Genomic DNA, 23,338 nt, shown 5'->3' with positions numbered 1-23,338 from the left:
TGAACCCAAACGCCGAAGGCCCCACCCCATGGATCGCATCCTTTCGCTGAACGACGCGCGCCTGACGCTGGATGGCAATGCCGGCAAGGTCGACATTCTGCACGGGATAACGTTGGACGTGGCCAAGGGGGAAACGCTGGCGCTGACGGGGCCGTCTGGGTCGGGCAAAAGCTCACTCCTCATGCTCATGGGCGGATTGGAACGGGCCACCGGCGGCTCCGTCACGGCACTTGGCCATGATCTGACCGCGATGACCGAAGATCAACTCGCCCGGTTTCGCAGGGACCATATGGGGGTGGTTTTCCAATCCTTCCACCTGATCCCCACCATGACCGCGTTGGAAAACGTCGCAACACCTCTGGAACTGGCGGGCCATCCCGATGCCTTCGATCGGGCCGAAGCCGAATTGCAGGCCGTGGGCCTCGGCCATCGCCTCACCCACTACCCGGCCCAGATGTCGGGCGGCGAGCAGCAGCGCGTGGCCCTCGCCCGTGCCGTGGCCCCGCGCCCCGATATCCTTCTGGCTGATGAGCCTACTGGCAACCTCGACGGCTCCACTGGCGCGCAGATCATGGAGCTTCTTATGAGCCTCCGTGAAAGCCATGGCGCCACTCTCATCCTTGTCACCCATGCGCAAGACCTCGCCAATCGCTGCGACCGGGAGGTGCGCCTGCGCGACGGGCGCCTCGATCCGGTGTTACAAGATGCGGCAGAATGATGAGACGGTGGAAATATCAGGGGCTTGGCACCCTTGTGCTGGACGGTCAGGGCGTATCGCTCGACCAACCTTCAACGGGCGACCCGCAGGGGATCGTCGCTTTTGTCGAACGCGGTGGAATAGCGGAGGGTCGCCTTTCCAGCGCCGCCGGGGCCATCCGCTACCTCAAACATGGCTGGCTGCGCGCCGTGCTTGATCGCCCCCATCCCATGGCGCGGCAAGCGTTGCTGGAGGGCGCTGATGTAGGCGTCTACATCCACCAGTGGGAGAATGATCCACTGGCCGCGGCCGAGACAACGCAACGCCTGATCGCCATCGACCAACCGCCCTGGAATATGGGCATCCGTCGGTGAGGATCGCGTGGCGCATCGCGCGACGGGAATTGCGTGGGGGGCTTTCGGGGTTCCGCGTGTTTCTGGCCTGCCTCGCCGTTGGCGTAGGCGCGATTGCCGCTGTGGGCTCTGTCCGGGTGTCCATCGAAGAAGGCATGGCACGCGAAGGCGCGGTGATCCTGGGTGGTGATGCCGAGATGTCCTTCACCTATCGCTTCGCCGAGCCGGAAGAACGCGCGTTCATGGAAAGCGTGGCGGTGGACGTATCAGAGACGGTTGATTTCCGATCTATGGTGGTGGTGGACCGTGACCCGGTGGAGCGTGGCTTGACCCAAGTGCGCGGGGTCGACGACGCTTGGCCGCTTTATGGCGAGGCCGGGCTTGACCCGCCCATGGCCATGGCCGACGCACTGACAGTCCGGGACCTGCCCGGTGCGGTAATGGCCCCGCTTTTGATGGACCGTTTGGCCTTGCAGGTGGGCGATACGTTCACCCTTGGGACACAGGATTTCGAACTCCGCGCTGCCCTGGCGGACGAACCTGACGGGGCGGCATCGGGCTTTGGTCTAGGCCCCCGCACAATTGTATCGCTTGAGGGGCTGGAGGGTTCGGGCCTTTTGCAACCCGGTACGCTCTACGAAAGCCAATACCGGCTTGCCTTGCCGGAAGATGCGGACCTTGCTGCGTTGGAGCTTGAAGCACAGGCATTTGAGGCGACCGGCGCGCGTTGGCGCGATGCGCGGAACGGAGCACCGGGGATCGCGGAATTCATCGAACGCATCGGCGCGTTTTTGGTGCTGGTCGGCCTTGCGGGATTGGCCGTGGGCGGCGTGGGCATCGCCGCCGCCGTGCGCGCTTATCTGGATCGGAAGACCGCCACTATTGCCACGCTGAAAACCGTGGGGGCGGAAAGCCGCACGATCTTCGCTGCGTATTTCATCCAAGTCGGACTACTGACAATTGTGGGTATCGCTATCGGCCTTTTCCTTGGCGCGCTCGCCCCCATCGCCGTGGGCCCGCTTATTGAAGCGCAATTGCCCGTGCCCGTGGCGATCAGCGTCTACCCTGCCCCGCTGGCGGAGGCCGCGCTTTACGGCACCCTGACTGCCTTGATCTTCACACTCTGGCCACTCGCCCGAACCGAACGAGTCCGTGCCGCCGCCTTGTTCCGCGACGCCACCGCGCCCACCAAAGGCTGGCCGCGCCTCCCTTATTTACTGGTGATTTTGGCGCTCGCGGGCGCATTGGTGTGGGCTGCTGTCGCCTTCTCCGGGGTGCCGACACTTGCCCTTGGGACGGCGGGCGGCATACTTGGATCGCTGCTGATCCTGACCCTCGCTGCTTTGGGCATCCGGCTTCTGTCGCGCGTCTTGGCGCGCAGTCGGATCGTCCGCGGTCGCACAACCTTGCGCACGACGCTTGGGGCCATCGGCGGGCCGGGGTCCGAGGCGACATCGGTCGTGCTGTCGCTCGGCCTTGGCCTGTCTGTTCTGGCTACGATTGGGCAGATCGACACCAACCTGCGCAGTGCAATCCAGCGGGACCTGCCCGAGGTCGCGCCATCGTATTTTTTCGTGGATATTCAACCGGATCAGCTTGATCCGTTCCTGGCCCGCGTTGAGGGCGACCCGCAGGTCAGCCGCGTCGAAACAGCACCAATGCTGCGCGGTGTGATCACTCAGATCAACGGCGAACGGGCGCAGGATGTGGCGGGCGATCACTGGGTGATCCAGGGCGACCGGGGCGTGACCTATATGGCCGGGCCGCCCCCTGCGGAGGAGATCGTGGCGGGCGAATGGTGGCCGGAGGATTACACCGGCCCGCCCCTTGTGGCCTTCGCCGCCGAGGAAGCGCTGGAGATCGGGATCGACATTGGCGACACGATCACGGTCAACATTCTGGGCCGCGATTTCACGGCAACCATTGCCGCCCTGCGCGATGTTTCCTTTGAAAACGCGGGGATAGGCTTCATCCTGACGATGAACGAGGCGGCATTGACGGGCGCGCCGCATACCCACATCGCAACGGTCTACGCAGAGGAAGAGGCCGAGGCACAGATCCTGCGCGACGTGGCGGGCGACGCGCCCAACATCACAGCAATCCGCGTGCGGGATGCGCTGGATCAGGTGGCGGAGGCGTTGCGGTCTATCGCTTCTGCCACGTCTTACGCTGCTTTGGCGACACTGCTGACCGGCTTCATCGTGCTGATCGGTGCGGCGGCCGTTGGGGAACGAGGCCGCGTATTCGAGGCCGCCGTCCTGAAAACGCTTGGCGCATCGCGGGGCATGATCCTGCGTTCCTTCGCGTTGCGGGCGGCGCTAATGGGGGCTGCGGCGGGGCTGGTTGCGATCTTCGCGGGCGCGCTTGGCGGGTGGGCGATGATGACCTTCGTTATGGAGACCAGTTACGTGTTTGAGCCCTATTCTGCTGGGGCAATCGTGGTTGGTGGGGCATTAGCGACATTGCTTTCTGGCCTTGCCTTCGCATGGCGTCCACTGGGTGTGCGACCCGCACGCATCCTCCGCGCGCAGGATTGAGGGCTTTTCCCTTGCCAAACCCGGCCCGAGGTCGCACCTGTTAGGGTATGTTGAGGTCGGTAAAGTCCCTCCTGGGGCGCAAAAATCAGGCAAAGCCAGTGGCGCAGGCGGATATTGCCGAAGCCATCGACTTGCCCTGCCCTGAGCAACAGACCTACGTGATCGGTGACATTCACGGGCGCGCTGACCTCCTTGAATTGATGCTGGAGCTGATCGACGCTCATATCGGCGGGACCTCAGCGACAAACCCGAAACTCGTGTTCGTAGGTGACTATATCGACCTTGGACCGGACAGCGCCGTAGTGCTGCAACGGATGCGCGAATTGCAGGAGACGTTCCCGGAGAACGTCGTCTGTCTGATGGGCAACCATGAGCGTATGCTATTGGATTTCCTCGACGATCCGGCCACGCGAGGTCCACGTTGGATGCGCGCCGGGGCCGGTGAAACGCTACGCAGCTTTGGCGTGGCAACCGCCGATCTGGAAGACAGCCCCGAATATGACGCCTTCCCAGCCGCCGCCCATTCGCTGCGGCGCAGGCTGCCAAAGGGGCTGCGGGAATGGATCGAAAGCCTGCCGCTCAGCTACACGTCAGGCAATCTATGGGTTGTTCACGCAGGCGCAGATCCGGGCCATGCGATGGACGATCAAACCGCGCGTGTTCTGCTTTGGGGACACCCGGAATTCGACAGCGCGCCGCGGGGTGACGGGCTGTGGGTGGCCCATGGCCATACGGAGATGGACGCGCCTGTGGCCGTTGAAGGGCGGATTGCGACAGATACGGCCGCTTGGAAAACCGGGCGTCTGACCGCCTGCGCCATCCGAACGGACGGGCGCCACGATTTCCTGCAAACATAGTCCCGAACGGGACGAGTTATTCCCAAACGGGAGGACTTTTGGGTCGACCGATGCGCGAACTCCTCCCGAACGGGAGGGGTTTGCGCGAAATCTTCTAGAAGATTTCGCAGATGCGAACGGGCGTCTACCCCCTATCGGGAAAGCTTCTCTTCCGCGCCCTCTTCGAGCTTCGTGTTCCACAGTGGAACGCGGCTTCGGAACGCGGCGCGGCCGATCATGTGAGCAGCAACCGGTGCGGTGATCAGCAGGAAGAGGATCGTGGCCACGGCGCGGGTGATCGTGCCGGTGTCGGCGAAGAAGATCGCGACCGCAATCAGGATCAGACCCGAACCCAACGTGCCCGCCTTGGTGGAGGCGTGCATTCGGATCAGCACGTCGGGCAGGCGCAGCACGCCAAGGCCCGCGACGAAGCAGAAGAAGCCGCCGAGGAGGATGAAGCCCGCCATGATATAGTCTGCGATCATGTCTCAGGCTCCTTCTTTGGGCCAGGGGCTGTGACGGAGGTGGCGCCGTCATAGCGATGCTGGCGGCGTTCGACGTAGCGGGCGAGTGCGACCGTTGCCAGAAAGCCGATCACTGCGACGACGATGGCGACATCGACGAAGGCGGTTTGTTCGCTGAGGATCGCGTAGAGGCCGCAGAAGGACACGATGAGCACCGTCATCATGTCGAGCGCGACGACGCGGTCGGGAAGGCTGGGGCCTTTCGCGAGGCGGATGAAGGCCCCGACAACGCCCAGCATCACGAGAATGAAGGATATGTCGATTGCGGTGGACAGAACGTTGCTCATTCCATGGCCTCCTTCACGCGACGCTCGACGCCTTCCTTGATCTGGCGGCGGATCTCATCGGGGTCATCGGCAAACATCGCGTGGATATAGAGCGTGTTGCAATCCTCGGTCACGTCAAGGCTGAGCGTGCCGGGGGTGAGCGAGATGTAGTTTGTCAGAACCAGAACGGCCATTTCATCCTTCACGTCGAGCGGGACGGAGACGATGCCGGGGCGGGCCATGTGCTGGGGTGTCAGAACATCGAAAACAACCTGCACCGACGAGGCGACGAGTTCCCACAAGAAGGTTATGACCAAACGGAGCCATCGGAAAGTGCGTTTGAAATAGCGATCGCAGCCGGGGAACAGGGGGCGTGTCACGAACAGCGCCGCAGAGCCGAGGCCGAAGCCGACAAGCAGATTAACGAGCGTGATTTCCCCGGTGAGGGCCGCCCAGGCGACGGCCAGCGCAATGTTGAGGGCGAAGATATTCATGACCGACTCTCCGTGCGCGCGGCGATGTCGCTTTGCATTTTCATTGAACAACGATGGGCAAGGCGGCGTGTCATTGGGAGACCTCCGGCGCTGCACCGAGGACGGCCTGCACATAGACCTCGGGGTTCAGGAGCTGATCGGCAGATCGTTCAGCAAATTGGATGAACGGCTCTGGGAAAAGGCCGATAATGCAGGTCAGGATCGCCAGCGTCGCGATGGGGGTCAGGAGCGCCGCGCGATCTTTCGGAGCGAGGCTGGACAGGCTGGGGTTCAGGCCCGCGGGATGCGGTTTCCAGAAGGCGTTGCCCCAGATCTTCGTCATCGAGTAGATCGTCAGAAGACCCACAGCCAGCGCCACGAAAGCGATGAAATACCCACCATCTTCGAGCGCCGCCTTGATCAGAACGAACTTGGCCCAAAACCCGGACAAAGGCGGGAAACCTGCAAGGGAGAAGGCCGGGATCAGGAACAGAAGCGCCAACAAAGGCGCGGTTTTGTAAAGTCCGCCGATCTGGCTGAGCTCGGTCGAGCCGGCGATGCGGCGCGCCACGCCCGCCACGAGGAACAGGTTCGCTTTCACGATGATGTGGTGGACGAGGTAGAAGACCGCACCGACGATGGCCAGAGGTGTGAAGAGCGCAAGACCAAGGATCATGTAGCCGATCTGGCTGACGATGTGGAACGACAGGATGCGGCGGAAATCGTTCATCGCGGCAGCACCCAGAACGCCCGTGACCATGGTGAACCCCGCCACCCACAGAAGGATCGTGTGGGTGTAGGGCACGTCCGTGGTGAAGACGAGCGTGAACATGCGGATCAGCGCGTAGACACCGACCTTGGTGAGCAGGCCCGCGAAGATGGCCGACACCGAGATGGCGGGCGTGTGGTAGCTGGCGGGCAGCCAGAAGAAGAGCGGGAAGACGGCGGCCTTCACGCCGAACGCGATCATGAACATGACAGCCACGACGACGAGCAGGCCTGGGTTTTCAACCTCCTGCACCGCGCCATGGAGGTCGGCCATGTTGAGGGTGCCGGTCATGCCGTAGAGGAGGCCCACGCCCGACAGGAACAGGATCGTGGAGATCAGGTTGAGGGTGACATACTTGATGCCGCCGTCGAGCTGCTGGCGCGTGCCACCGAGGATCAAAAGGCCGAAGGACGAGATCAGCATGACCTCGAACCAGACGTAGAGGTTGAAGAGATCGCCGGTCAGGAACGCTCCGCAGACGCCAGCGAGCAGCACTTGGTAGAGGGCGTGGTAGCCCAGACTTTCCTTGCGGTCATCGACATCGGCTAGCGCGTAGATCGCGACGGCCAGCCCGGTGATGCCGGTGATGACGACCATCACGGCGCTGAGCAGATCTGCGACCAGCGTGATGCCGAAGGGGGCGGCCCATTGGCCCATCTGTGCGGCGACAACGCCCTGATCGAGGACTTCGATCATCAGAAAGACCGAGGCGATCAGCAGACCCGCCGAGCCGAGGACAGAAATCCAGCGCCCTTCCGGCCCGTGGCGGAAAAGGAAGGCCAGCACCGCCGTAGCGAAGGGGATGATGATGGGGGTGGCGAGGATCCAGCTCATGATTGGGTATCCCGCGCGATGTATTGCTTTTCGGCCACCTGTTTCGCGGTGCTTGGCCTGCCTTCAACCGGTTCGGCCAGGCGCATCTCATCGGAGTTGAGCGTGCCCAGGTTCTGGTAGGTTCGGTAGACCAGCGTGAGGGCGAAGGCGAAGAGGCCGAATCCGATGACGATGGCGGTCAGCACAAGGGCCTGCGGCAGGGCGTTGGCGGCGTCAGCCACGGGGGTGGTGGCGCCTTCGGGGATCAGGGGCGGGCTTTCGGGTGTGAGGCGGCCGGAGACGAAGATCGTCAGGTTGGCGGCGTTCGAGATCAGCACAAGGCCGAAGATGAACCGCAGCACATTGCGGGCCAGCATCAGGTGGACTGAGGCGGCGACGAGGACACCGACCATGAGGGCGACGAGGAGTTCCATCAGACTTCGTCCTCCAGCGCGAGGACAAGCGTGAGGATCGCGCCGAATACGACGAGGTAGACGCCGATGTCGAAGACAAGCACCGAGGAGATCGGAATGTAATCGCCGCTGTCGCGATCCCCGATGAACCACCATTGGCCGGTGAAGAAGGCGTCGTTGAAAAAGACCGGGTAGACGCCCGCGGCCAGTGCGGTGCCGAGGCCGATCATGGCGATGTTCTGAGGCTCAAAATGAAGGGCCTTGCGGCAAGCCGTGGGACCTTGGGCGATGGCGTAGAGGATGAAACCGGTGGAGCCGATCAGCCCGCCGATAAACCCGCCGCCGGGCAGGTTGTGACCCCGCAGGAGCATGTAGACGGAGAAGAGCAGCAGCAGTGCCACAAGCAGGCGCGTGGCCGCGTTGAGGATGATCGAGTTCATCATTTGTCATCCTCCTGAATGGAGCCGTAGCGCGTGCCGCGCAGCAGTGCGTAGGCCGAAAGGGCGGCGATGACGACGACGGCAATCTCACCGAAGGTATCGAGCGCGCGGAAGTCGACGAGGATGACGTTCACGATGTTGGATCCGAAGGCCTCGTAGTAGGAGGTCGCGTTGAAATACTCGGTCAGGCGCAGGTCGAGGTCGGATTGAAGGACGGCGACAAGGACCAGCGTGGTGACGGTGCCCACGGCAATGGCGAGCATCGCATGGACGGGGCGGTTGGGCTCATTCGTGCGCACGCCGAGGTGGGGCAGTTTCAGCATCGCGACGGCGACGAGGACGACAACGAGGGTTTCGACCAGAAGCTGGGTGATGGCGACGTCGGGGGCAGAGAACATGATGAACAAAAGCGCGACACCGATGCCGACAACGCCAAGCGCGGCGATGGCGGTCATGCGCGACCGGGTCAGCGCCGTCAGGATCGCGCCCGCAGTGATGAAGACCAGCACGGCCCAGTGCTTGAAGAGGAGACCGTCGAGTTCGGCGGCGATATCAAGCTGGAAGTTCAGCGCATCCTGCGCCCAAAGCGTGAAGCCGGTGGCGGCCGCAAAGGTGGCGAAGATGATGAAAACGTAGCGGGTCAGCACGCCGGATTGCAGGTAGCGGGTCTGGAATTCGGCCAGCGCCTTCACACCGTCCAGCGTGCGGTCCCAGCCGGGATCGAACTTGAGGGGGTTCGCCTGGATAATTGCAGCCAGCGCGCTGCGCAGGCGAGCGTGCATGAGGTAGAGGATGAAGCCGACAGCGAAGGTGATCATCGAGAGAATGAAGGCGGCGTTGACCTCTTCAAACAGGTAGAGGTCAACGGACACGTCAGAGCCATAGACCGCATCGGTGGCGGGGCCGACGAGCCAGATTTCGGGAATGTCGGAATAGATACCCATGAACAGCGACAGTGCGCCCAAAAGGAACGGGCCGATCCACATCGGGAAGGGGCCTTCGTGGACGTCCTTGAACCGCTCGGGCAGCTTGCCGAGGAAGGGGCGCGCGACGGCGATGCCTGCGGCGACGAACATCAGGACGGAGGCGGCGAAGATGGTGCCGGTGATCCAGAGTTGGGCTGTTTCAGCCTCAAGCCCCGCCTTGTAGAGGAACTCTTTCCCGATGAAGCCGAAGAAGGGCGGGATGCCGGCCATGGAGATGGCGGCAAGCGCACCGGCGAGGAAGGTGACGGGCATCTTGCGGGCGAGGCCGCGCAGGTCGGCGACCTCCCGGGTGCCGGTTTCGTGGTCGACGATGCCGATCATCAGGAAGAGTGCTGCTTTGTAGAGCGAATGTACGACAAGGAAGATCATCGCGGCCTTGATCGCGTCCGACGAGCCTGCGCCGATGAAAAGCGTAAGCGCGCCGAGCGCCATGAGGGTGGTGTAGGCCAGCACCTGCTTGATGTCGGTTTGGCGGATGGCCAGCAGGCTCGCGAAGACCGTGGTGAAGCCGCCCGCAATGACAAGGGCCCAGAACCAAGGCTCCGTCCCTCCCAACGTCGGGTTCATACGCGCCATGAGGTAGACGCCGCCTTTCACCATCGTGGCGGAATGCAGATAGGCGGAGACCGGCGTGGGCGCTGCCATGGCGTTGGGCAGCCAGAAATGGAACGGGAATTGCGCCGATTTGGTGAAGGCGCCTGCGAGGAACAGGATCAGGATTGGCACGTAGTGTTCGTGGTTGCGGATCGCGTCGCCCATCGTGCGGATCTCAGCCAGCGAATAGGTGCCTGCCGCCTGCCCCAGAAGGATCATGCCCGCCAGAAGCGCGAGGCCGCCGGTGCCTGTGACAAGCAACGCCTGAAGGGCCGAGCGGCGGGATTTAGCGCTGTCGGAGGTGAAGCCGATCAGCAGGTAGGAGGAGATGGTGGTCACTTCCCAGAAGACGAACAGCGCGATCAGGTTATCGGCGAGGACAAGGCCCAACATGCCGACCATGAAGGTCATCAGGTAAAGCACAAAGCGCGGGTATTCCGGGTGCTTGCCGAGATAGGAAGTGGTGTAGAGCGTGACCAACGTGCCGATGCCGGTGATCAGGAGCGCGAAGGTCAACGACAGGCCGTCGATCAGCATTTCCAGCCGGATGCCCATCGAGGGAACCCAATCGAAGCCGATGAGGGGCGTTTGGCCTGCGGCAACCGCTGGCAGGAATTGCGCGAACCACGCAAATAGTGCGGCAGGGATCAATACCGATACCCACCCCGCAGGACCGCCCGCCAGCCGTGGCACCTCCGCGCCGCCTTTTGCCACGTCGTCTCGTCCTTCCGATGGCTGCCGCAGGGGCAGCGTCGTCATTCCTTGGCCGGTCTACGCCTGAAAGGTGGTGCAATGCACGCCTACGTCCAGACGAAGTTGCATTTTTATGCGCAATGGCCGGGTTCGCGGAGGCAGATAGGTCTACGCCTTACATAGGTCAAGACTACTGATTTTCTTTTTCTGATAGTTTTTTGCTATTTTCACGTTCAAGTTGAGGCGTTGGACAAGCGCTCGCCTCAAGGATAATGGCCATCGGGTGACGCACAAAAACTGACGGCTGATGTCTTCGTGCGCCACCCGGTGGCGATGGTCCGCTGGTGCGTGCACACTGGAAGGGACAACAACCAGAACAGCAAGACCACCCTCAAATGCGGCAGCGTGCCCCACCGCAATTGATTTCAATTCCAACAGCCCTAACCTATTCCAGAGGCGCCATAGGTAAAAGCCTATCCGGCATGATATTTTAATTGGAAAAAACTATACCGTCGTGCAGAAACAAAACCTCCCCTTCACCCTTCGCCAGCTGCGATACCTCACGGCGCTGGAAGATACGCGCCACTTCCGCGAGGCAGCGGAGGCGTGTGGCATTTCACAGCCCTCCCTTTCGGTGCAGATCAAGGCGCTGGAAGACGCGCTGGAATTGACGCTGGTCGAACGCGGGCGCGGGCCGGTGCGCCTGACGCAGGCTGGCCGCGAAATCACCGCCCGTGCGCGCGACATACTCGATGCCGGCCAGGGCATTGTGGATCTGTCGGCCACCCTGCAATCGGGGATGGGTGGAACGCTGCGTCTAGGTACGTCAGCCACGCTGGGGCCTTACTTGATGCCCCATGTGGTGGGCGATCTGCACCGCACGCATCCGGACTTGCGCCTTTATATCCGCGAAGGTCCGCCGCAATCGCTGCTTCGGGAATTGAACGACGGTGTGCACGACCTGATCCTGACGCAACTGCCTGTTCACGGGGCGCGGCTGACCTCGGCCCGGCTGTTTCGGGAACCGTTGGGCGTGGCCATGCCAATCGACCATCAGCTTGAATCTGCGTCGAACATCGAAGGGCCTGAATTGGCCGATCAGACGATCCTGTCGCTGTCGCCGGCCTATGCGCTGCACGATCAGATCTCGGCCCTGTGTCAGGAGACCGGCGCGCAGATGAGCCGCGATTACGAGGGAACCTCGCTCGACGCGCTCAGGCAGATGGTGGCAATGGATATGGGGCTGACTTTTCTGCCAGCACTTTACGTCCGGTCCGAGATTGAGGGGCGGGCGCAGGATGTCGTCGTCCGCCCATTCCGAGGGCGTAAGTTCTCACGGTCAATCGGGTTGGTCTGGCGCTCCAGCTCGGGCGCCACGGCGGCGTTTGAGCGGCTGGCGAAGGCCATACGCGATACGGCCGGCCGCTTCCCGGAGCTGGTTCTTGAGGGTTAGGCGGTCAGGCGCTTGGTCGCCGGAGTTGTGCCAACTGATTAACGGGCATTGACGTTCGGCGCGATGGGCGGAAAAACTGCCCCCATGGCTGAGTTATACGACCTGTCCGACCTTGAGATGCTGGCAAAGGATTGTCTGACGCGGGCGGGTGTTTCCGAAGGTGATGCACAGACCGTCGCACGGGACGTTGCCTTGGCCGAGGTATCCGGCGATCGGGACAGCGGGTTCGAAGCACTGCTGCGAGACATCAGGTTGCTGCGGTACGGCCGAGTGCATCTGGATGCTGTTGCTGAGGTGACGATGCCGGCCGGGGCGGTCTTGGCCGTGGACGCCCGGCACGGATTTGCCGCGTCTGCGCTGTCGACAGCCCTACCAAATCTGATTGATATGGCGTTGCGCGAGGGGCTGGCCCTGCTGCATCTTACGAATTCCAGTGATCCTGGTGCCATGGCGGGCGCTATGACTGGTTTAGCCTCAGCCGGGTTGGTCGGGATTTCGTTGCGCCCGAGCGGGGCTGCTTTTGCGGTGCGGCCCGGCGCACAGGCGGTCACCCCGTTTGAACCGCGCACGGACACGATGTTGTCTTCGCTTTTGTCGATGGCCCCGGCCCCGACGGACTCCCCTCTTGATGGTCCGGTTGCGCATTCTGGATGGATTGCAGCGCTGAACCCGGATGTGACAGCGGGCCATGATTTGCTGAACAGCCTTCCGACCGTAAAGGCCTCGCCCACACGGGCGGGCGTAGCGCTGGCGCCTGACCTCCTGGCGCAGATCGTGAACGCGTAACTCAATGGCCTCACCGCTCCTCAAAGGACTGACGCTTCGCGGACTGGAAGTGTTCGAAGCGCTGGCGCGCACCGGGTCAGTCGCGGCGACAGCGTCCGAGCTGGGTATGAGTGCGCCTGCGGTCAGCCAACAAATGAAGAACCTGAGTGCCGCCTTGGGGGCGGACCTGGTAGATGCCTCGCGCAGGCCGATGGTCCTGACACCGGCGGGGCGTTTGTTCCTAGGGCAGGTCAAGGCGGCCCTGAAGGCGTTACGCGCAGGGCAGCGGGATCTGACGGCGCTGGACTTGAGCGAATTGTCCACGCTGTCACTTGGGGTCATCGAGGATTTCGAAAACGAAGTGACGCCTCTGCTGGCCACGAAACTGGCGGACGCGATGAGCCAGTGCGCGTTCACACTGCAAACCGGGCCAAGCCACGTGTTGCAGGCGCGCGTGGCGACGCGCGAGCTGGATATCGTGATTGCCGCGGCAGGGCCCGCCAAGCCTGCGGATACGATTGCGCTGCCGTTGCTGGACGATCCCTACATCCTTGCCGTGCCGAAGGGCCGGAGCGCCAGCGGCGGATTGTCCGCACTGGAAGACCTGCCCCTTTTACGCCGCGATATGGAGCAGATCATGGGTCAGCAGATCGAAGGCTGGCTGTCACGGACGGGCGCGGCGCCGGTGAAGCGGTTCGAGATGGATTCCAACCAGTCCATCAGCGCCTTGGTGGCAGCTGGGCAAGGCTGGACGATTACCACGCCCCTGTCGCTATTGCGGGCCGGGCGTTTTGCGGGCGGGATCGATGCCCATCCCTTACCCGGCACCGCCATGGCGCGACAAATCGTGCTGTACGCGACCTCCGATTGGTCTGGCGGGATCCCGGAGCAGATTGCGGATCTGGCGCGGGAGCTGATTGGCCAGCATTTCTGGGAGCCGGGGCTGGAACAGATGCCGTGGCTGGGCGAGAGCTTTCGGATACTGGCGTAAGCTGCACCCGAAAACCAAAGTCTTCGGGTGCACGGTGCGTTACCTCAGCCCTTGACCGCCCCTGCCGTCAGGCCGCTGACGATCTGCCGTTGGAAAATCATCACCAGCAGGAACAGCGGCGCGATGATCGACACCGCCGCCGCCACAGCCACAACCTGGTCAGTGGTCGTCGTCTCGCGGTTGAAGAAACCGGCAATCGCCGGAACCATTGTCTGGTTCGTGCCGTCGAGCAGCAGCGCGGTGATCAGGTAATCGTTATAGGCAAGCAGGAAGCTGAACAGGCCCGTGGTGATCACACCCGGCCACATGACCGGCATGATGACCCAGCGGAACGCCTGGAAATGGGTGCATCCATCGACGCGGGCGGCCTCGTCCAACTCGTTGGGGATGTTCTGGAAGAAGCTGCGCAGCATCCAGATGGTGAAGGGCTGGTTGATCGACACCAGCACGGCGATCACTGCCAAAGGCTGTCCGTAGAGCGTTGGCGCGTTGTCCCCCAGCCATGGGCGCAGGATCTCAGCCGAATTCACGAAAACCGGCAGATAACCCGCCAGCAGGACCGAATGCGGCAGGGCCCGGAAGATCAGTGCGACGATCAGGATCCAGAAGGCGATGTTGGAGCCGGAGCGCGCAAGGCCGTAGCCTGCCAGCGTGCCGATGGTCAGCGAAATCGTCACCGTGCCGCCGACAACGATGAGCGAGTTGATGAAGTTGTTGTAGAAGCCGCGTTCAACCCAGATGGTCTGGTAATGCTCGGTCGTGAGGCCAATGATAGGATTACCGAGCGGGCCAAGGATCGGGTTCAGTACGCCCAGAATGGCGGGCAGGATCAGGAAGAAGGCGAAGATGAAGGCCACGCCGTAGGCCATAGCCCCGATGATCCAACCGGCCCAGACATGGCCATTTGGGCTCCACTCATTCACCTTGCGGGGCAACCAACTGAACGCGAGCTTGATTGCGAAGAACAGGACGACCAGCCCGAGGACGATGTCGAGGACCGAAAGTCCATTGCCCCTGTCGCGGGTCACGGGCCCGAAAATCACGTCAAACGGATTGGCCGCGAAGGCATCCACCGGTGACTTGAAGCTCATCAAGGTGATCCAGACGATCGGGAAGGCTGCCAACAGGCACCAGAAGGCGAGGAAGGCTGCGGAGCCGAACCGCAGACTGAAAGGCTGGCGCATGGCGCGGGGGGTATCGGACATGTTAGTGCGAGCTCCCTTTATGGTCGCGCCAAGTGCGGCGGAGCAGCGGTATCAGCAGGATCACGATCCCCACCATCGTCAGCATGGACGAAGCAGAGGCACGGCTGAACGCACGGTTGCCGGCATCGTCGGGTTGGAGGAAATCGAAGGTCAGGTACTGGAGCGAAATCACGTGCGCCTCGGCCCGGAAGCCGACGATTTCGTCGAACACGCGGTAGCTGTCCATCAGGTGGATCAGGGCGATGAAGATGATCAACGGCATCAGGTGCGGGATGATCACGTACTTGAGCCGATCCCAGCGGGTGGCCCCGTCGATGATGGCCGATTCCAGCGTGTCCTGGTTCACGGTTTGAAGGCCCGCGTAGAAGATCACGAAGGCGAAGGGTGCGACGTGCCAGACGCGGTAGAACAGCATCAAGAGCTCGATCGTCCAGGCCTGCGCGAACATGGCGATGTCGCGGTCGAGCAGGTTCTCGATCCCTCGGGTCAAGATGCCGTCACCGACGAAGAGCCAATAGATCGAAAGGGAGCCGATGACCGGTGTGATGATGAAGGGCAGCAGCGAGATAAAGATGATCGGGCCGCGGATGCTTTTCGCGGCGTTATTGACGGCCAGCGCGATGGCGAGGCCCACGCCGATCACAAGCGGCAGCGTGATGAAGGTGAACATCAGCGTGAAGCGTAGCGCGGCCCAGAAGTCGATCTGCATCAGCGCGCCGTAGTTGAGCGAGGTGATGGCATCCCAAGCGCGCTGGGGTTCCAGCACACGTTCGTAGGATAGCCAGCCGACCCATTCGGTGGTGGTCAGCATTTCCCCTGTTTCTTCGTCGAGAACAGGGATCGTGCGAATTTCTGTGGTGCAGCTTTGCGTGAGGAATCCAGCGGAGCAGCTTTCAACCTCGACCGTTTGCATGACGGGTTGGGTGACCTGGAAAGAGCCCATCAGCACCGCGTACAACGGTAAAGCGATGAACAGGAGCATCAGGAACAAAGATGGCCCGACAAACCAGATGAAGGTCTTGAATTTCATGGTCTCCGGCCCCCGTGCCTGACCCCGCCGATTTTGTGGGCCGGGGCGCGGACGCCCCGACCGATTGGTTTTGCCTTATGGGATTACTCCAGCAGGCCCGCTTCCTGCGCGGCGACCGTGTAGGCGGCCTCAACGGCGGCCAGCGCTTCTTCGGCAGTGACGTCGCCGGTGAAGAAGGCAGGCAGTTCGTTGCCCAGAGCCGTGTGCATCAAGCCCATCTGCGTGGTCGACGGGTAAGCCGGAGGCGCCGGGTTGGCGGTGGCCGAAGCGATGGCACCTGCGGACATATCGTTGGGCTCATACCCTTCGATCAGCCAGATGGCGGCATCGGGGGCGGCGGCGACGGTTTCGCTGTCGATCCCGGCCATTGCTGTGCGGAACGCCATTTCGGCTTCTTCATCCGAGATGTTGGCAGCGACCACAATGCCGTCCCACCACAGTGTGGTTGCCGGTGCGCCGCCTTCCATGGCGAGCGGGGCCGCGGCGGTTGCCACGAGGCCCACGACCTGGCTTTCGGCTTCATCGTTCATCGCACCGGCGCGCGAGGCCCAGAGGTTCGCCATGGCGATGGAGCCCTGCTGGAACTGCTGCTGCACGTAGGTCGAGTCGGACACGAGGTATTCGGGGTCCATGTACTCGGTCAGGCGCATCATCATGTCGAGGGCGGCCAGACCTTCCTCGGAATTCACGCCAGGCGTGTTGTCATCGTTGACCATGGTGCCGCCGAAGCCGCCAAACATGTTCACGAATTCCTGTGCGATGTTCCAACCGGCCTTCATGGTGGCGCCGAGCGGATAGTCGACAACGCCTGCTTCCTGGATGGTTTCAGCGGCGGTCAGAACCTCCTCCCACGTCGTCGGTGTCTCGATGCCGAGGTCTGAGAGGATGTCTTCGCGGAACATCAAGTGCTGGACGTTGACCATCATGGCCACGGCCATGGTCTGACCGTCGATCTGGATCAGCTGGTTTGGCGTCAGTTGGTCGCCATGGGCAGCGATCAGATCATCCAGCGGGCGGATGGTGCCCTGGTTCAGCAAAGGCGTGATGGTGCCGTTGGACACACCGCCAAGCTGGTAGAGCGAGGGATCGGCCGCGAAGCCTTCGGGCTGCTTGGTGCGGAATTCCTGATCGAGCTCAGGCGAGAAGTTGCCGCAAGCTGCCATGCCGTCGGTGACGGCGACCCAGGCTTCGAACGCGGCCGAGAGCATGGTGATTTCAGTGGTGTTTTCGAAGTCGCAGGTTGCGTGGCCGTCCGCATAAGCGGCGGTGGCTGCAACGCTGACCGCACCCGCAAGGGCAAGGCGTTTGAAGAACATGTGTTTCTCCCTGTGTTCTAGCTGGCCCCGGTTTTCCGGTGACCGTGACAGTCTTCATCCAATTCGCGCCCATGAAAAGGCCCGATTGAGGTTCACTCTGCCGAATTTGCATAGGTTTGCAAGAATTGGCTAGTGCCAGTCCCGGCGTTCTGGCAATCCTGTCGCGCAGGCAAGCACAAGAGACCTTCCATGACTGACATTCGCCACCATGTCCAAAGCCAGTTGGCCGGGCTGTTTACCGTTGAAAACAAAGAGCTTGAGGCGCAAGCCGCCGCGATCTTCGCGGATGACGCCGAGATCCAATTCTCCGATCCCGTTGGAACGCTTAAGGGGTGCGCGCACATCGTTGAGCGTTTCATTGACCCGCTGCGCCGCGCCTTTTCGACCCCGCGACGGCGCGACCTGATGGTGTTCGGCGGACAGAATCGCCGTGACTATGGGGGCGAGTGGGTCGCGGGTGTGACGCACATTACCGGCCTCTTCACAGCGCCGCTTTGGGGCATCCAGCCCAGCGGAAAGCTGATCTATCTGCGCATTGGAGAGTTCTGGCGGGTTGAGGGCGACAAGATCGTCGAAGGGCGCGTGATCGTGGACTTGCTCGACCTGTTGCACCAATGCGGGCGCTGGCCGTTGGCCGAGGCGCATTACGGCGCGCCAATCACCTTTCCCGCCCCGGCAACGCAGGACGGGTTGTGCCCTGCAAACCGCGATGCAGGAGGCGCGTCGCTTGATGTGGTGGAGGCGATGCTGGGGGCGCTGCATGTTTATGATCCGGAAAGCTTCGGCTCGGACGGGCAAGTCGGCGCAGGCGGCACCTGGGCCCCGGATTTCGCGTGGTATGGGCCGGGTGGGATAGGCTCCACTGCCACTTGGCCGGGATTTGTGGACCATCACCGCGCGCAGTTTCTGCAAGCCTTCCCCGACCGGAAAGGGGGAAATCATTATTGCCGCATCGGGGACGGAAATTACGCGGCCGTCTCGGGCTGGCCGTCGATGACGATGACCCATAATGGCACCTATCTGGGTGTGCCGCCGACAGAGAGGGCGCTGACCTTGCGCGTCATGGATTTCTACCGGTGCGAAGATGGGCTGATCGCAGAGAACTGGGTTCTGTTGGATTACATCAACCTGCTGTCGCAGATGGGGGTGGATGTGATCGCGGACGCAGCTCGGCTTTAGGCGGGCCAACATACTCCGGTATTGCGGGGCGGTCTGCCCCATTGTGCTGACAGGTCTCCGGCGGCACACTCCGCGCGATTCATATCAGAACGGGGCGCATCAAAGGCCCCGCGAAATGGACCTGACGGAGGAGACAGCGCCCATGCCCAAAGACACCATGCCGCCCCTATTGCACAACGCCCATATTGATGGGGCGGGGTATGAGAAAATGTACGCGGCGTCTATCGCGGATCCGGAGGCATTCTGGGGCGAACAGGGCAAACGGATCGACTGGATCAAGCCTTACACCAAGGTCAAGGACGTCTCATATGCGCACGAGGATGTGCATATCCGCTGGTACGAGGATGGAACGCTGAACGTGTCAGCGAACTGCATCGACCGGCATCTCGCGACACGGGGCGACCAGACCGCGATCATCTGGGAGCCTGACAGCCCCGACGATCAAACGCTGCACATCACTTATAGCGAGCTGTCTGATCGGGTTGGGCGGATGTCCAACGTTCTCAAAGGGCTTGGTGTGGGCAAAGGGGACCGCGTCGTCCTCTATATGCCGATGATCCCGGAAGCGGCCTATGCCATGCTGGCCTGCACACGGATCGGCGCAATCCATTCTATCGTCTTCGCGGGCTTTTCGCCCGAGGCCTTGGCCGCGCGCGTCATGGGGTCAGAAGCCAAGCTGGTCATCACTGCCGACGAAGCCCCGCGTGGGGGGCGCGCGACGCCGCTGAAAACCAATGTCGACAAGGCATTGGAGGGCAACACGATTGGCACACAGGCGCTGGTTGTGACGCGGACGGGCGGTGGTGTTCCGATGACCGAGGGCCGCGACCACCGCTATGAGCCACTAGCCGAGGCCGCCTCGCCCGATTGCGCGCCAGAGGAGATGGGGGCGGAGGACCCGCTGTTCATCCTTTACACCTCCGGCTCGACCGGCATGCCTAAGGGCGTCGTTCATACGACAGGCGGCTACATCGTCTATGCCTCCATGACGCATCAATACACGTTCGATTATCAGGATGGTGACATCTTCTGGTGTACGGCGGATGTCGGTTGGGTCACAGGGCACAGCTACATCGTCTACGGCCCGCTGGCGAACGGGGCGACGACTCTGATGTTCGAAGGCGTGCCGACCTACCCCGATGCCGGGCGGTTCTGGGCCGTGTGCGAAAAGCACAAGGTGAACCAGTTCTACACCGCGCCTACTGCGATCCGCGCGTTGATGGGGCAAGGGACGTCGTTCGTGGAGCCCTACGACCTGAGCGACCTGAAGGTGCTTGGCACAGTTGGCGAGCCGATCAACCCCGAGGCCTGGACCTGGTATAACGACAATATCGGCAAAGGCCGCTGCCCGATCGTCGATACGTGGTGGCAGACCGAGACCGGTGGCCATTTGATGACCGCCCTGCCCGGCGCCCATGAATTGAAGCCCGGGGCCGCGCAATATCCGTTCTTTGGCATTCAGCCGTTGGTTCTTGAGCCGACAAGTGGTGAGATCATCGAAGGGGATGGGGTCGAAGGCGTGTTGGTGATCGCCGATAGCTGGCCGGGGCAGATGCGGACGGTTTGGGGTGATCACGAGCGGTTCGTGAAAACCTATTTCAGCGACTACAAAGGTTACTACTTCACGGGCGATGGCTGTCGCCGGGATGAGGATGGGCACTACTGGATCACCGGCCGCGTCGATGACGTGATCAACGTGTCGGGCCACCGGATGGGCACGGCTGAAGTGGAAAGCGCGCTCGTCGCCCACAAGACTGTCAGCGAGGCGGCTGTGGTGGGCTATCCGCATCCCGTCAAAGGTCAGGGGATTTATTGTTACGTGACGCTGATGGCCGGCGAAGAGCCGAGCGATGATCTGCGCAAGGAATTGGAGACCTGGGTTCGGTCCGAAATCGGGCCGATTGCCAAACCCGACGTTATCCAATGGGCGCCCGGCCTGCCGAAGACCCGTTCGGGCAAGATCATGCGCCGCATCCTGCGCAAGATTGCGGAAGATGATTTCGGCTCGCTCGGCGACACGTCGACCTTGGCGGACCCGTCTGTGGTTGATGACCTGATCGAGAACCGCGCCAACAGATAGCCCCACTTGTAGAAAGAGGCCGTTTGATTGCGTTCCGGCGGCCTTTTTCGTGCCCATGATCTGCATGCATGGCAGCCGCGACGAGACGCCCGTTGTATGCGATGCTGCAATGCGGCATAATTGCTGCGCACGCAAAGGAGGGTTCGGGAATGGCCCGCACGCCGCTATATAAAGCCGCCGAATCTGAGATGATTGCGCGGATCGAAAAGGGTGATTGGGAAGTTGGGCGGCGTTTGCCGAACGAGTTCATTCTGGCCGACGAATTCGGGGTCAGTCAGGGCACGATGCGCCGCGCATTGATTACCTTGGAGGGCCGAGGGTATCTCAGCCGCAAACCCGGGCGTGGAACATTGGTGGCTGCAAAAGCCCCCGCGCAGGACACGACGAAAGTATCCGCGCAAACGCCTGTCTTGTGTGGTGCCGATGGCGCACCGTTGGCTTTGGAGCCTTTCCGCGGACGCACTGCCACACGCGCAGCCACTGCATCAGAGGCCACGTCCATGGGCTGTGAGCGTGTCGCGGTGCTTGAGCGAACGTTGAAGTATCGGGGGGCAAGGGCGGCGTTGGAGGCTGTGGCCGTTCCAGTAGACCTGATTCCAAAGCTCGATGAAGACGCCCCAGCCAATCTTGCAGACCTGCTGGACCATCACGGTATCACCTGCGCCGCGGTGCGGGCGGACGCGCGGGCCGAAGTGACAGATATGTCGCAATCGGTGGCCTTGTCGTCAGACCGGCACACAGCCCTGCTTGTGGTGCGAACCGCCGCCTTCGACGCATCTGATCGTGTGATTGCGCGCCAAATCCTGCGGGTGGCTGTTGAAGACGCGCGCCTCGTCTATCTGTGACGCGATCAGCGCGATTTTCGTGTTGACGCATCGCGCCCTGTGACTTACCCACCGCGCCATCGTGGCGGAGTAGCTCAGTTGGTTAGAGCAGCGGAATCATAATCCGCGTGTCGGGGGTTCAAGTCCCTCCTCCGCTACCATCAATCCCCCCGACTTGGATATTCGCATGTTAGGATAGACGCTAGGAGCTGCCATGAGCTCCGCCAGTCTACCCTCAACTCGTAGATCGAACCCTTTATCTTTCGGTGTTGCAACGACGCGCGAGATCAATCTGCGAATTTGCTCTGCTGCGTCCTCGGTCTCAAGGCTTATGCCGTTACCGAAAAGTGACTCCAGATCCTGGACGTACGTTTCGAACTGGCTAAGGGCCGCGGGATGTAGGCCAATTACCTTTTCATCCTGAGGTGCTGCTTCAAGTTCGGCCTCTATCTGTTTTTGTTCGGCAAGCAGTTCCTTCATCCGGGCACCAATTAGCTCCGTTGGAAGGCGCTCGGCGTCGTAGTCGGACCACGCCCGTTCCAAAAGCCGCCTTATTTTTGAACGCTTGGCCTCCAATCCGGCACGCGATTTTCGTTTGTCTGCTACAAGACGCTCTCGCTCTTCTTGGTAGGACCGCGCAAACTCCTTCAAGAGGTGCGGCGCTTTAAGGTGACTCTTCAATCCCGACAGCACAGAAGCTTCGATCTCATCCAGATACAGAACCCTTCTGTTTTCGCATGTGCCAGATTCCCGCCTGACACTGCATTGCACCCGAATGCGCCCGTGATCCCGATCCTTAACAGACATGCCACCGCCGCAGAGACCACATTTCAGTAACCCAGAAAGCAAATATTTCGCTTTTCGATAGTGATGCGGTGCACTGTGGCTTCGATCCGCCTTTCTAGCCTGCACAGCGTCAAAAACTTCTGCGTCTACGATTGCGAGATGCGGGACTTCCGCCCGCTTCCATTCCTCTACGGAATTTACCCGCGAAATGCGCTTGCCCGTATCCGGATCCTTCAGCATACGTACTCGGTTCCAGACCAAACGTCCGGCATAGAGCTCGTTTAGAAGGATGCCGTAGTTCCTAGATTTGTTGCCGTTGATCGTCGAAGCAGACCAACGCTGTCCCCTTGGAGAAGCAATTTGGTCAGCATTCAAACCATGTGAAATTTCCCGCGGCGTCCGCCCCGCGACATATTCCTCGAATATCCGCCGAATGATTGCTGCTTCTTGATCCACGATTTGAAGCTCGCCGGGCCGTCCGGCGACGGGTCGATATCCATAGGCGCGACCTCCGGCATGCCGGCCATCCCTGACGACACCGTCCATGCCGCGGCGGACCTTATTTGCAAGGTCCGTCAAGTAAAGCGATCCCAACAGCCCGCGAACCCCGATCTGCACTTGATCCGCCTTGCCCTCGTGCACGGCACGCAATTCGACACCAGCGAAGGTCAGCCGTTTCCAAATGCCGGCAAGATCCTCTTGGTCCCGCGACAATCGATCAAGCGACTCCACTAAGATCACTTCGAAAGCACCGGACTTAACCTCCTGCAACATCTCCAACAAACCATCCCGGCCGTGAACCGAAGCGCCAGATCGGGCACGATCAAAGTACGTCGCGACTACATCCAACCCGCGACGCACTGCGTGCGTGGTACAAAGATGAAGCTGATCTTCAATTGAGCGATCATTTTGAAGTTCTGTAGAGAACCTTGCGTAGATCGCCGTGCGTTTCATCGCTTCCTCCCCGAGACTTTTCCTCTGACAGCATATTTTTTCGATGATCTTCTCGAGCAGCCGCCCTGGCAAGCGCACGAATAATTTCTACAGAAGCTTCGTCAAAAGTAGGCGGTCCGCCGCCGAGCGATCCCGCCTTAGGCGAGCTGTCTGACTTGGGAATCCCTTTCGATGGTGCGAACCTGCGATCGTCCATGGAGGCAAGCTGAGCTTGGAGAATGACCGCGTAAAGAACTGCAGACACATGATCGCACAAAGGGTGCCGACGGCGTACAATTCGGATGGTCGTATTTCGAGGAAGTATTGTGGCTCTCCGGATCGAGAGTCAAAAGTGAGAGGCGTGCCGCCTGTTCCTGTGACG

Annotated in this window: 22 protein-coding genes and 1 tRNA gene; 11 read left to right on the top strand and 12 right to left on the bottom strand. The window is 61.5% G+C overall.

The features are described from left to right. Positions 1-28: 28 nt before the first annotated feature. Genes V8J81_RS00805 through V8J81_RS00790 form a run of 4 tightly spaced genes read left to right on the top strand, consistent with a single transcriptional unit; the run spans position 29 to position 4,444 of the window. Positions 29-718, top strand: coding sequence for an ABC transporter ATP-binding protein (locus tag V8J81_RS00805; protein ID WP_368473852.1), 690 nt, complete (start codon positions 29-31; stop codon positions 716-718). Then, positions 718-1,071: a hypothetical protein gene (locus V8J81_RS00800; protein ID WP_368473851.1), complete on the top strand. Its 354-nt coding sequence runs from the start codon at positions 718-720 to the stop codon at positions 1,069-1,071. Before V8J81_RS00805 ends, V8J81_RS00800 begins: the two co-directional genes overlap by 1 nt. After that, positions 1,068-3,587: an ABC transporter permease gene (locus V8J81_RS00795; protein ID WP_368473850.1), complete on the top strand. Its 2,520-nt coding sequence runs from the start codon at positions 1,068-1,070 to the stop codon at positions 3,585-3,587. Before V8J81_RS00800 ends, V8J81_RS00795 begins: the two co-directional genes overlap by 4 nt. Before the next feature lie 47 nt (positions 3,588-3,634). Next, a complete protein-coding gene (locus tag V8J81_RS00790; protein WP_368473849.1) occupies positions 3,635-4,444 on the top strand; it encodes a metallophosphoesterase family protein in 810 nt (269 codons plus the stop codon). 131 nt (positions 4,445-4,575) lie between these two features. On the opposite strand, the gene mnhG is transcribed toward V8J81_RS00790, so the two are convergent. The 7 genes from mnhG to V8J81_RS00755 form a co-directional block, all read right to left on the bottom strand. Next, positions 4,576-4,908, bottom strand: coding sequence for a monovalent cation/H(+) antiporter subunit G (gene mnhG / locus V8J81_RS00785; RefSeq protein ID WP_368473848.1), 333 nt, complete (start codon positions 4,906-4,908; stop codon positions 4,576-4,578). After that, positions 4,905-5,234, bottom strand: a complete 330-nt coding sequence (locus tag V8J81_RS00780) for an MrpF/PhaF family protein (protein ID WP_368473847.1) — start codon at positions 5,232-5,234, stop codon at positions 4,905-4,907. Before V8J81_RS00780 ends, mnhG begins: the two co-directional genes overlap by 4 nt. Then, entirely contained in the window at positions 5,231-5,707 is a 477-nt protein-coding gene (locus V8J81_RS00775) for a Na+/H+ antiporter subunit E (protein ID WP_368473846.1), read from the bottom strand. Before V8J81_RS00775 ends, V8J81_RS00780 begins: the two co-directional genes overlap by 4 nt. Before the next feature lie 70 nt (positions 5,708-5,777). After that, complete coding sequence (locus tag V8J81_RS00770; protein ID WP_368473845.1) at positions 5,778-7,289, bottom strand: Na+/H+ antiporter subunit D; 1,512 nt, start codon at positions 7,287-7,289, stop codon at positions 5,778-5,780. After that, positions 7,286-7,702 carry a Na+/H+ antiporter subunit C gene (locus tag V8J81_RS00765; RefSeq protein ID WP_368473844.1) on the bottom strand — a complete coding sequence of 139 codons (417 nt, stop codon included), beginning with the start codon at positions 7,700-7,702 and terminating at the stop codon, positions 7,286-7,288. Before V8J81_RS00765 ends, V8J81_RS00770 begins: the two co-directional genes overlap by 4 nt. Then, the gene (locus V8J81_RS00760) at positions 7,702-8,124 is read right to left on the bottom strand and encodes a Na+/H+ antiporter subunit B (protein ID WP_368473843.1); all 423 of its coding nucleotides are present in this window, start codon (positions 8,122-8,124) and stop codon (positions 7,702-7,704) included. The genes V8J81_RS00765 and V8J81_RS00760 overlap by 1 nt, the downstream gene beginning before the upstream one ends. Beyond that, positions 8,121-10,460 carry a putative monovalent cation/H+ antiporter subunit A gene (locus tag V8J81_RS00755; RefSeq protein WP_368473842.1) on the bottom strand — a complete coding sequence of 780 codons (2,340 nt, stop codon included), beginning with the start codon at positions 10,458-10,460 and terminating at the stop codon, positions 8,121-8,123. The genes V8J81_RS00760 and V8J81_RS00755 overlap by 4 nt, the downstream gene beginning before the upstream one ends. A 448-nt stretch (positions 10,461-10,908) precedes the next feature. Here V8J81_RS00755 and V8J81_RS00750 point away from each other — a divergent pair, with 448 nt between their 5' ends. From V8J81_RS00750 to V8J81_RS00740, 3 genes are all read left to right on the top strand, one after another. Continuing rightward, positions 10,909-11,847, top strand: a complete 939-nt coding sequence (locus tag V8J81_RS00750; protein ID WP_368473841.1) for a hydrogen peroxide-inducible genes activator — start codon at positions 10,909-10,911, stop codon at positions 11,845-11,847. An 84-nt stretch (positions 11,848-11,931) separates the two neighbouring features. After that, complete coding sequence (locus V8J81_RS00745; RefSeq protein ID WP_368473840.1) at positions 11,932-12,633, top strand: Ldh family oxidoreductase; 702 nt, start codon at positions 11,932-11,934, stop codon at positions 12,631-12,633. 4 nt (positions 12,634-12,637) lie between these two features. Continuing rightward, a complete protein-coding gene (locus tag V8J81_RS00740) occupies positions 12,638-13,603 on the top strand; it encodes a LysR family transcriptional regulator (protein WP_368473839.1) in 966 nt (321 codons plus the stop codon). A 44-nt stretch (positions 13,604-13,647) separates the two neighbouring features. Here V8J81_RS00740 and V8J81_RS00735 read toward each other — a convergent pair whose 3' ends face one another. From V8J81_RS00735 to V8J81_RS00725, 3 genes are all read right to left on the bottom strand, one after another. Further along, entirely contained in the window at positions 13,648-14,808 is a 1,161-nt protein-coding gene (locus V8J81_RS00735) for a carbohydrate ABC transporter permease (RefSeq protein ID WP_368473838.1), read from the bottom strand. Between the two features lies 1 nt (position 14,809). Continuing rightward, on the bottom strand, positions 14,810-15,838 hold the full coding sequence (locus tag V8J81_RS00730; RefSeq protein WP_368473837.1) for a carbohydrate ABC transporter permease: 1,029 nt from the start codon (positions 15,836-15,838) through the stop codon (positions 14,810-14,812). 83 nt (positions 15,839-15,921) lie between these two features. Then, positions 15,922-17,154, bottom strand: a complete 1,233-nt coding sequence (locus tag V8J81_RS00725; RefSeq protein WP_368473836.1) for an ABC transporter substrate-binding protein — start codon at positions 17,152-17,154, stop codon at positions 15,922-15,924. 189 nt (positions 17,155-17,343) lie between these two features. On the opposite strand from V8J81_RS00725, the gene V8J81_RS00720 reads away from it, so the two are divergent. The 4 genes from V8J81_RS00720 to V8J81_RS00705 all read left to right on the top strand — a co-directional run bounded on the left by V8J81_RS00720 (position 17,344) and on the right by V8J81_RS00705 (position 21,398). Next, positions 17,344-18,333, top strand: a complete 990-nt coding sequence (locus tag V8J81_RS00720; RefSeq protein WP_368473835.1) for an ester cyclase — start codon at positions 17,344-17,346, stop codon at positions 18,331-18,333. 142 nt (positions 18,334-18,475) lie between these two features. Then, positions 18,476-20,413: an acetate--CoA ligase gene (gene acs / locus V8J81_RS00715; protein WP_368473834.1), complete on the top strand. Its 1,938-nt coding sequence runs from the start codon at positions 18,476-18,478 to the stop codon at positions 20,411-20,413. 149 nt (positions 20,414-20,562) lie between these two features. Then, a complete protein-coding gene (locus V8J81_RS00710) occupies positions 20,563-21,258 on the top strand; it encodes a GntR family transcriptional regulator (protein WP_368473833.1) in 696 nt (231 codons plus the stop codon). 63 nt (positions 21,259-21,321) lie between these two features. Then, a tRNA-Met gene (locus V8J81_RS00705) sits at positions 21,322-21,398 on the top strand. On the opposite strand, the gene V8J81_RS00700 is transcribed toward V8J81_RS00705, so the two are convergent. Then, entirely contained in the window at positions 21,355-22,977 is a 1,623-nt protein-coding gene (locus V8J81_RS00700; protein ID WP_368477572.1) for a recombinase family protein, read from the bottom strand. The genes V8J81_RS00705 and V8J81_RS00700 overlap by 44 nt on opposite strands. Further along, the gene (locus V8J81_RS00695; RefSeq protein WP_368473832.1) at positions 22,928-23,173 is read right to left on the bottom strand and encodes a hypothetical protein; all 246 of its coding nucleotides are present in this window, start codon (positions 23,171-23,173) and stop codon (positions 22,928-22,930) included. Before V8J81_RS00695 ends, V8J81_RS00700 begins: the two co-directional genes overlap by 50 nt. Between the last annotated feature and the right edge of the window lie 165 nt (positions 23,174-23,338).

Source organism: Gymnodinialimonas sp. 202GB13-11, from assembly GCF_040932485.1.
In the GTDB taxonomy this organism is placed as follows: domain Bacteria; phylum Pseudomonadota; class Alphaproteobacteria; order Rhodobacterales; family Rhodobacteraceae; genus Gymnodinialimonas; species Gymnodinialimonas hymeniacidonis.
Note: the sequence above shows the minus strand (reverse complement) of the source record. Positions and strands in the feature narration are given on the sequence as shown.

What these genes read in the sequence shown, in the direction of transcription:
- V8J81_RS00805 (WP_368473852.1), top strand. Translation starts at nt 29, where the DNA reads ATGGATCGCATCCTTTCGCTGAACGACGCGCGCCTGACGCTGGATGGC.
- V8J81_RS00800 (WP_368473851.1), top strand. Translation starts at nt 718, where the DNA reads ATGAGACGGTGGAAATATCAGGGGCTTGGCACCCTTGTGCTGGACGGT.
- V8J81_RS00790 (WP_368473849.1), top strand. Translation starts at nt 3,635, where the DNA reads ATGTTGAGGTCGGTAAAGTCCCTCCTGGGGCGCAAAAATCAGGCAAAG.
- mnhG (WP_368473848.1), bottom strand. Translation starts at nt 4,908, where the DNA reads ATGATCGCAGACTATATCATGGCGGGCTTCATCCTCCTCGGCGGCTTC.
- V8J81_RS00780 (WP_368473847.1), bottom strand. Translation starts at nt 5,234, where the DNA reads ATGAGCAACGTTCTGTCCACCGCAATCGACATATCCTTCATTCTCGTG.
- V8J81_RS00775 (WP_368473846.1), bottom strand. Translation starts at nt 5,707, where the DNA reads ATGAATATCTTCGCCCTCAACATTGCGCTGGCCGTCGCCTGGGCGGCC.
- V8J81_RS00770 (WP_368473845.1), bottom strand. Translation starts at nt 7,289, where the DNA reads ATGAGCTGGATCCTCGCCACCCCCATCATCATCCCCTTCGCTACGGCG.
- V8J81_RS00765 (WP_368473844.1), bottom strand. Translation starts at nt 7,702, where the DNA reads ATGGAACTCCTCGTCGCCCTCATGGTCGGTGTCCTCGTCGCCGCCTCA.
- V8J81_RS00760 (WP_368473843.1), bottom strand. Translation starts at nt 8,124, where the DNA reads ATGATGAACTCGATCATCCTCAACGCGGCCACGCGCCTGCTTGTGGCA.
- V8J81_RS00755 (WP_368473842.1), bottom strand. Translation starts at nt 10,460, where the DNA reads ATGACGACGCTGCCCCTGCGGCAGCCATCGGAAGGACGAGACGACGTG.
- V8J81_RS00745 (WP_368473840.1), top strand. Translation starts at nt 11,932, where the DNA reads ATGGCTGAGTTATACGACCTGTCCGACCTTGAGATGCTGGCAAAGGAT.
- V8J81_RS00740 (WP_368473839.1), top strand. Translation starts at nt 12,638, where the DNA reads ATGGCCTCACCGCTCCTCAAAGGACTGACGCTTCGCGGACTGGAAGTG.
- V8J81_RS00735 (WP_368473838.1), bottom strand. Translation starts at nt 14,808, where the DNA reads ATGTCCGATACCCCCCGCGCCATGCGCCAGCCTTTCAGTCTGCGGTTC.
- V8J81_RS00730 (WP_368473837.1), bottom strand. Translation starts at nt 15,838, where the DNA reads ATGAAATTCAAGACCTTCATCTGGTTTGTCGGGCCATCTTTGTTCCTG.
- V8J81_RS00725 (WP_368473836.1), bottom strand. Translation starts at nt 17,154, where the DNA reads ATGTTCTTCAAACGCCTTGCCCTTGCGGGTGCGGTCAGCGTTGCAGCC.
- V8J81_RS00720 (WP_368473835.1), top strand. Translation starts at nt 17,344, where the DNA reads ATGACTGACATTCGCCACCATGTCCAAAGCCAGTTGGCCGGGCTGTTT.
- acs (WP_368473834.1), top strand. Translation starts at nt 18,476, where the DNA reads ATGCCCAAAGACACCATGCCGCCCCTATTGCACAACGCCCATATTGAT.
- V8J81_RS00710 (WP_368473833.1), top strand. Translation starts at nt 20,563, where the DNA reads ATGGCCCGCACGCCGCTATATAAAGCCGCCGAATCTGAGATGATTGCG.
- V8J81_RS00700 (WP_368477572.1), bottom strand. Translation starts at nt 22,977, where the DNA reads ATGAAACGCACGGCGATCTACGCAAGGTTCTCTACAGAACTTCAAAAT.
- V8J81_RS00695 (WP_368473832.1), bottom strand. Translation starts at nt 23,173, where the DNA reads ATGGACGATCGCAGGTTCGCACCATCGAAAGGGATTCCCAAGTCAGAC.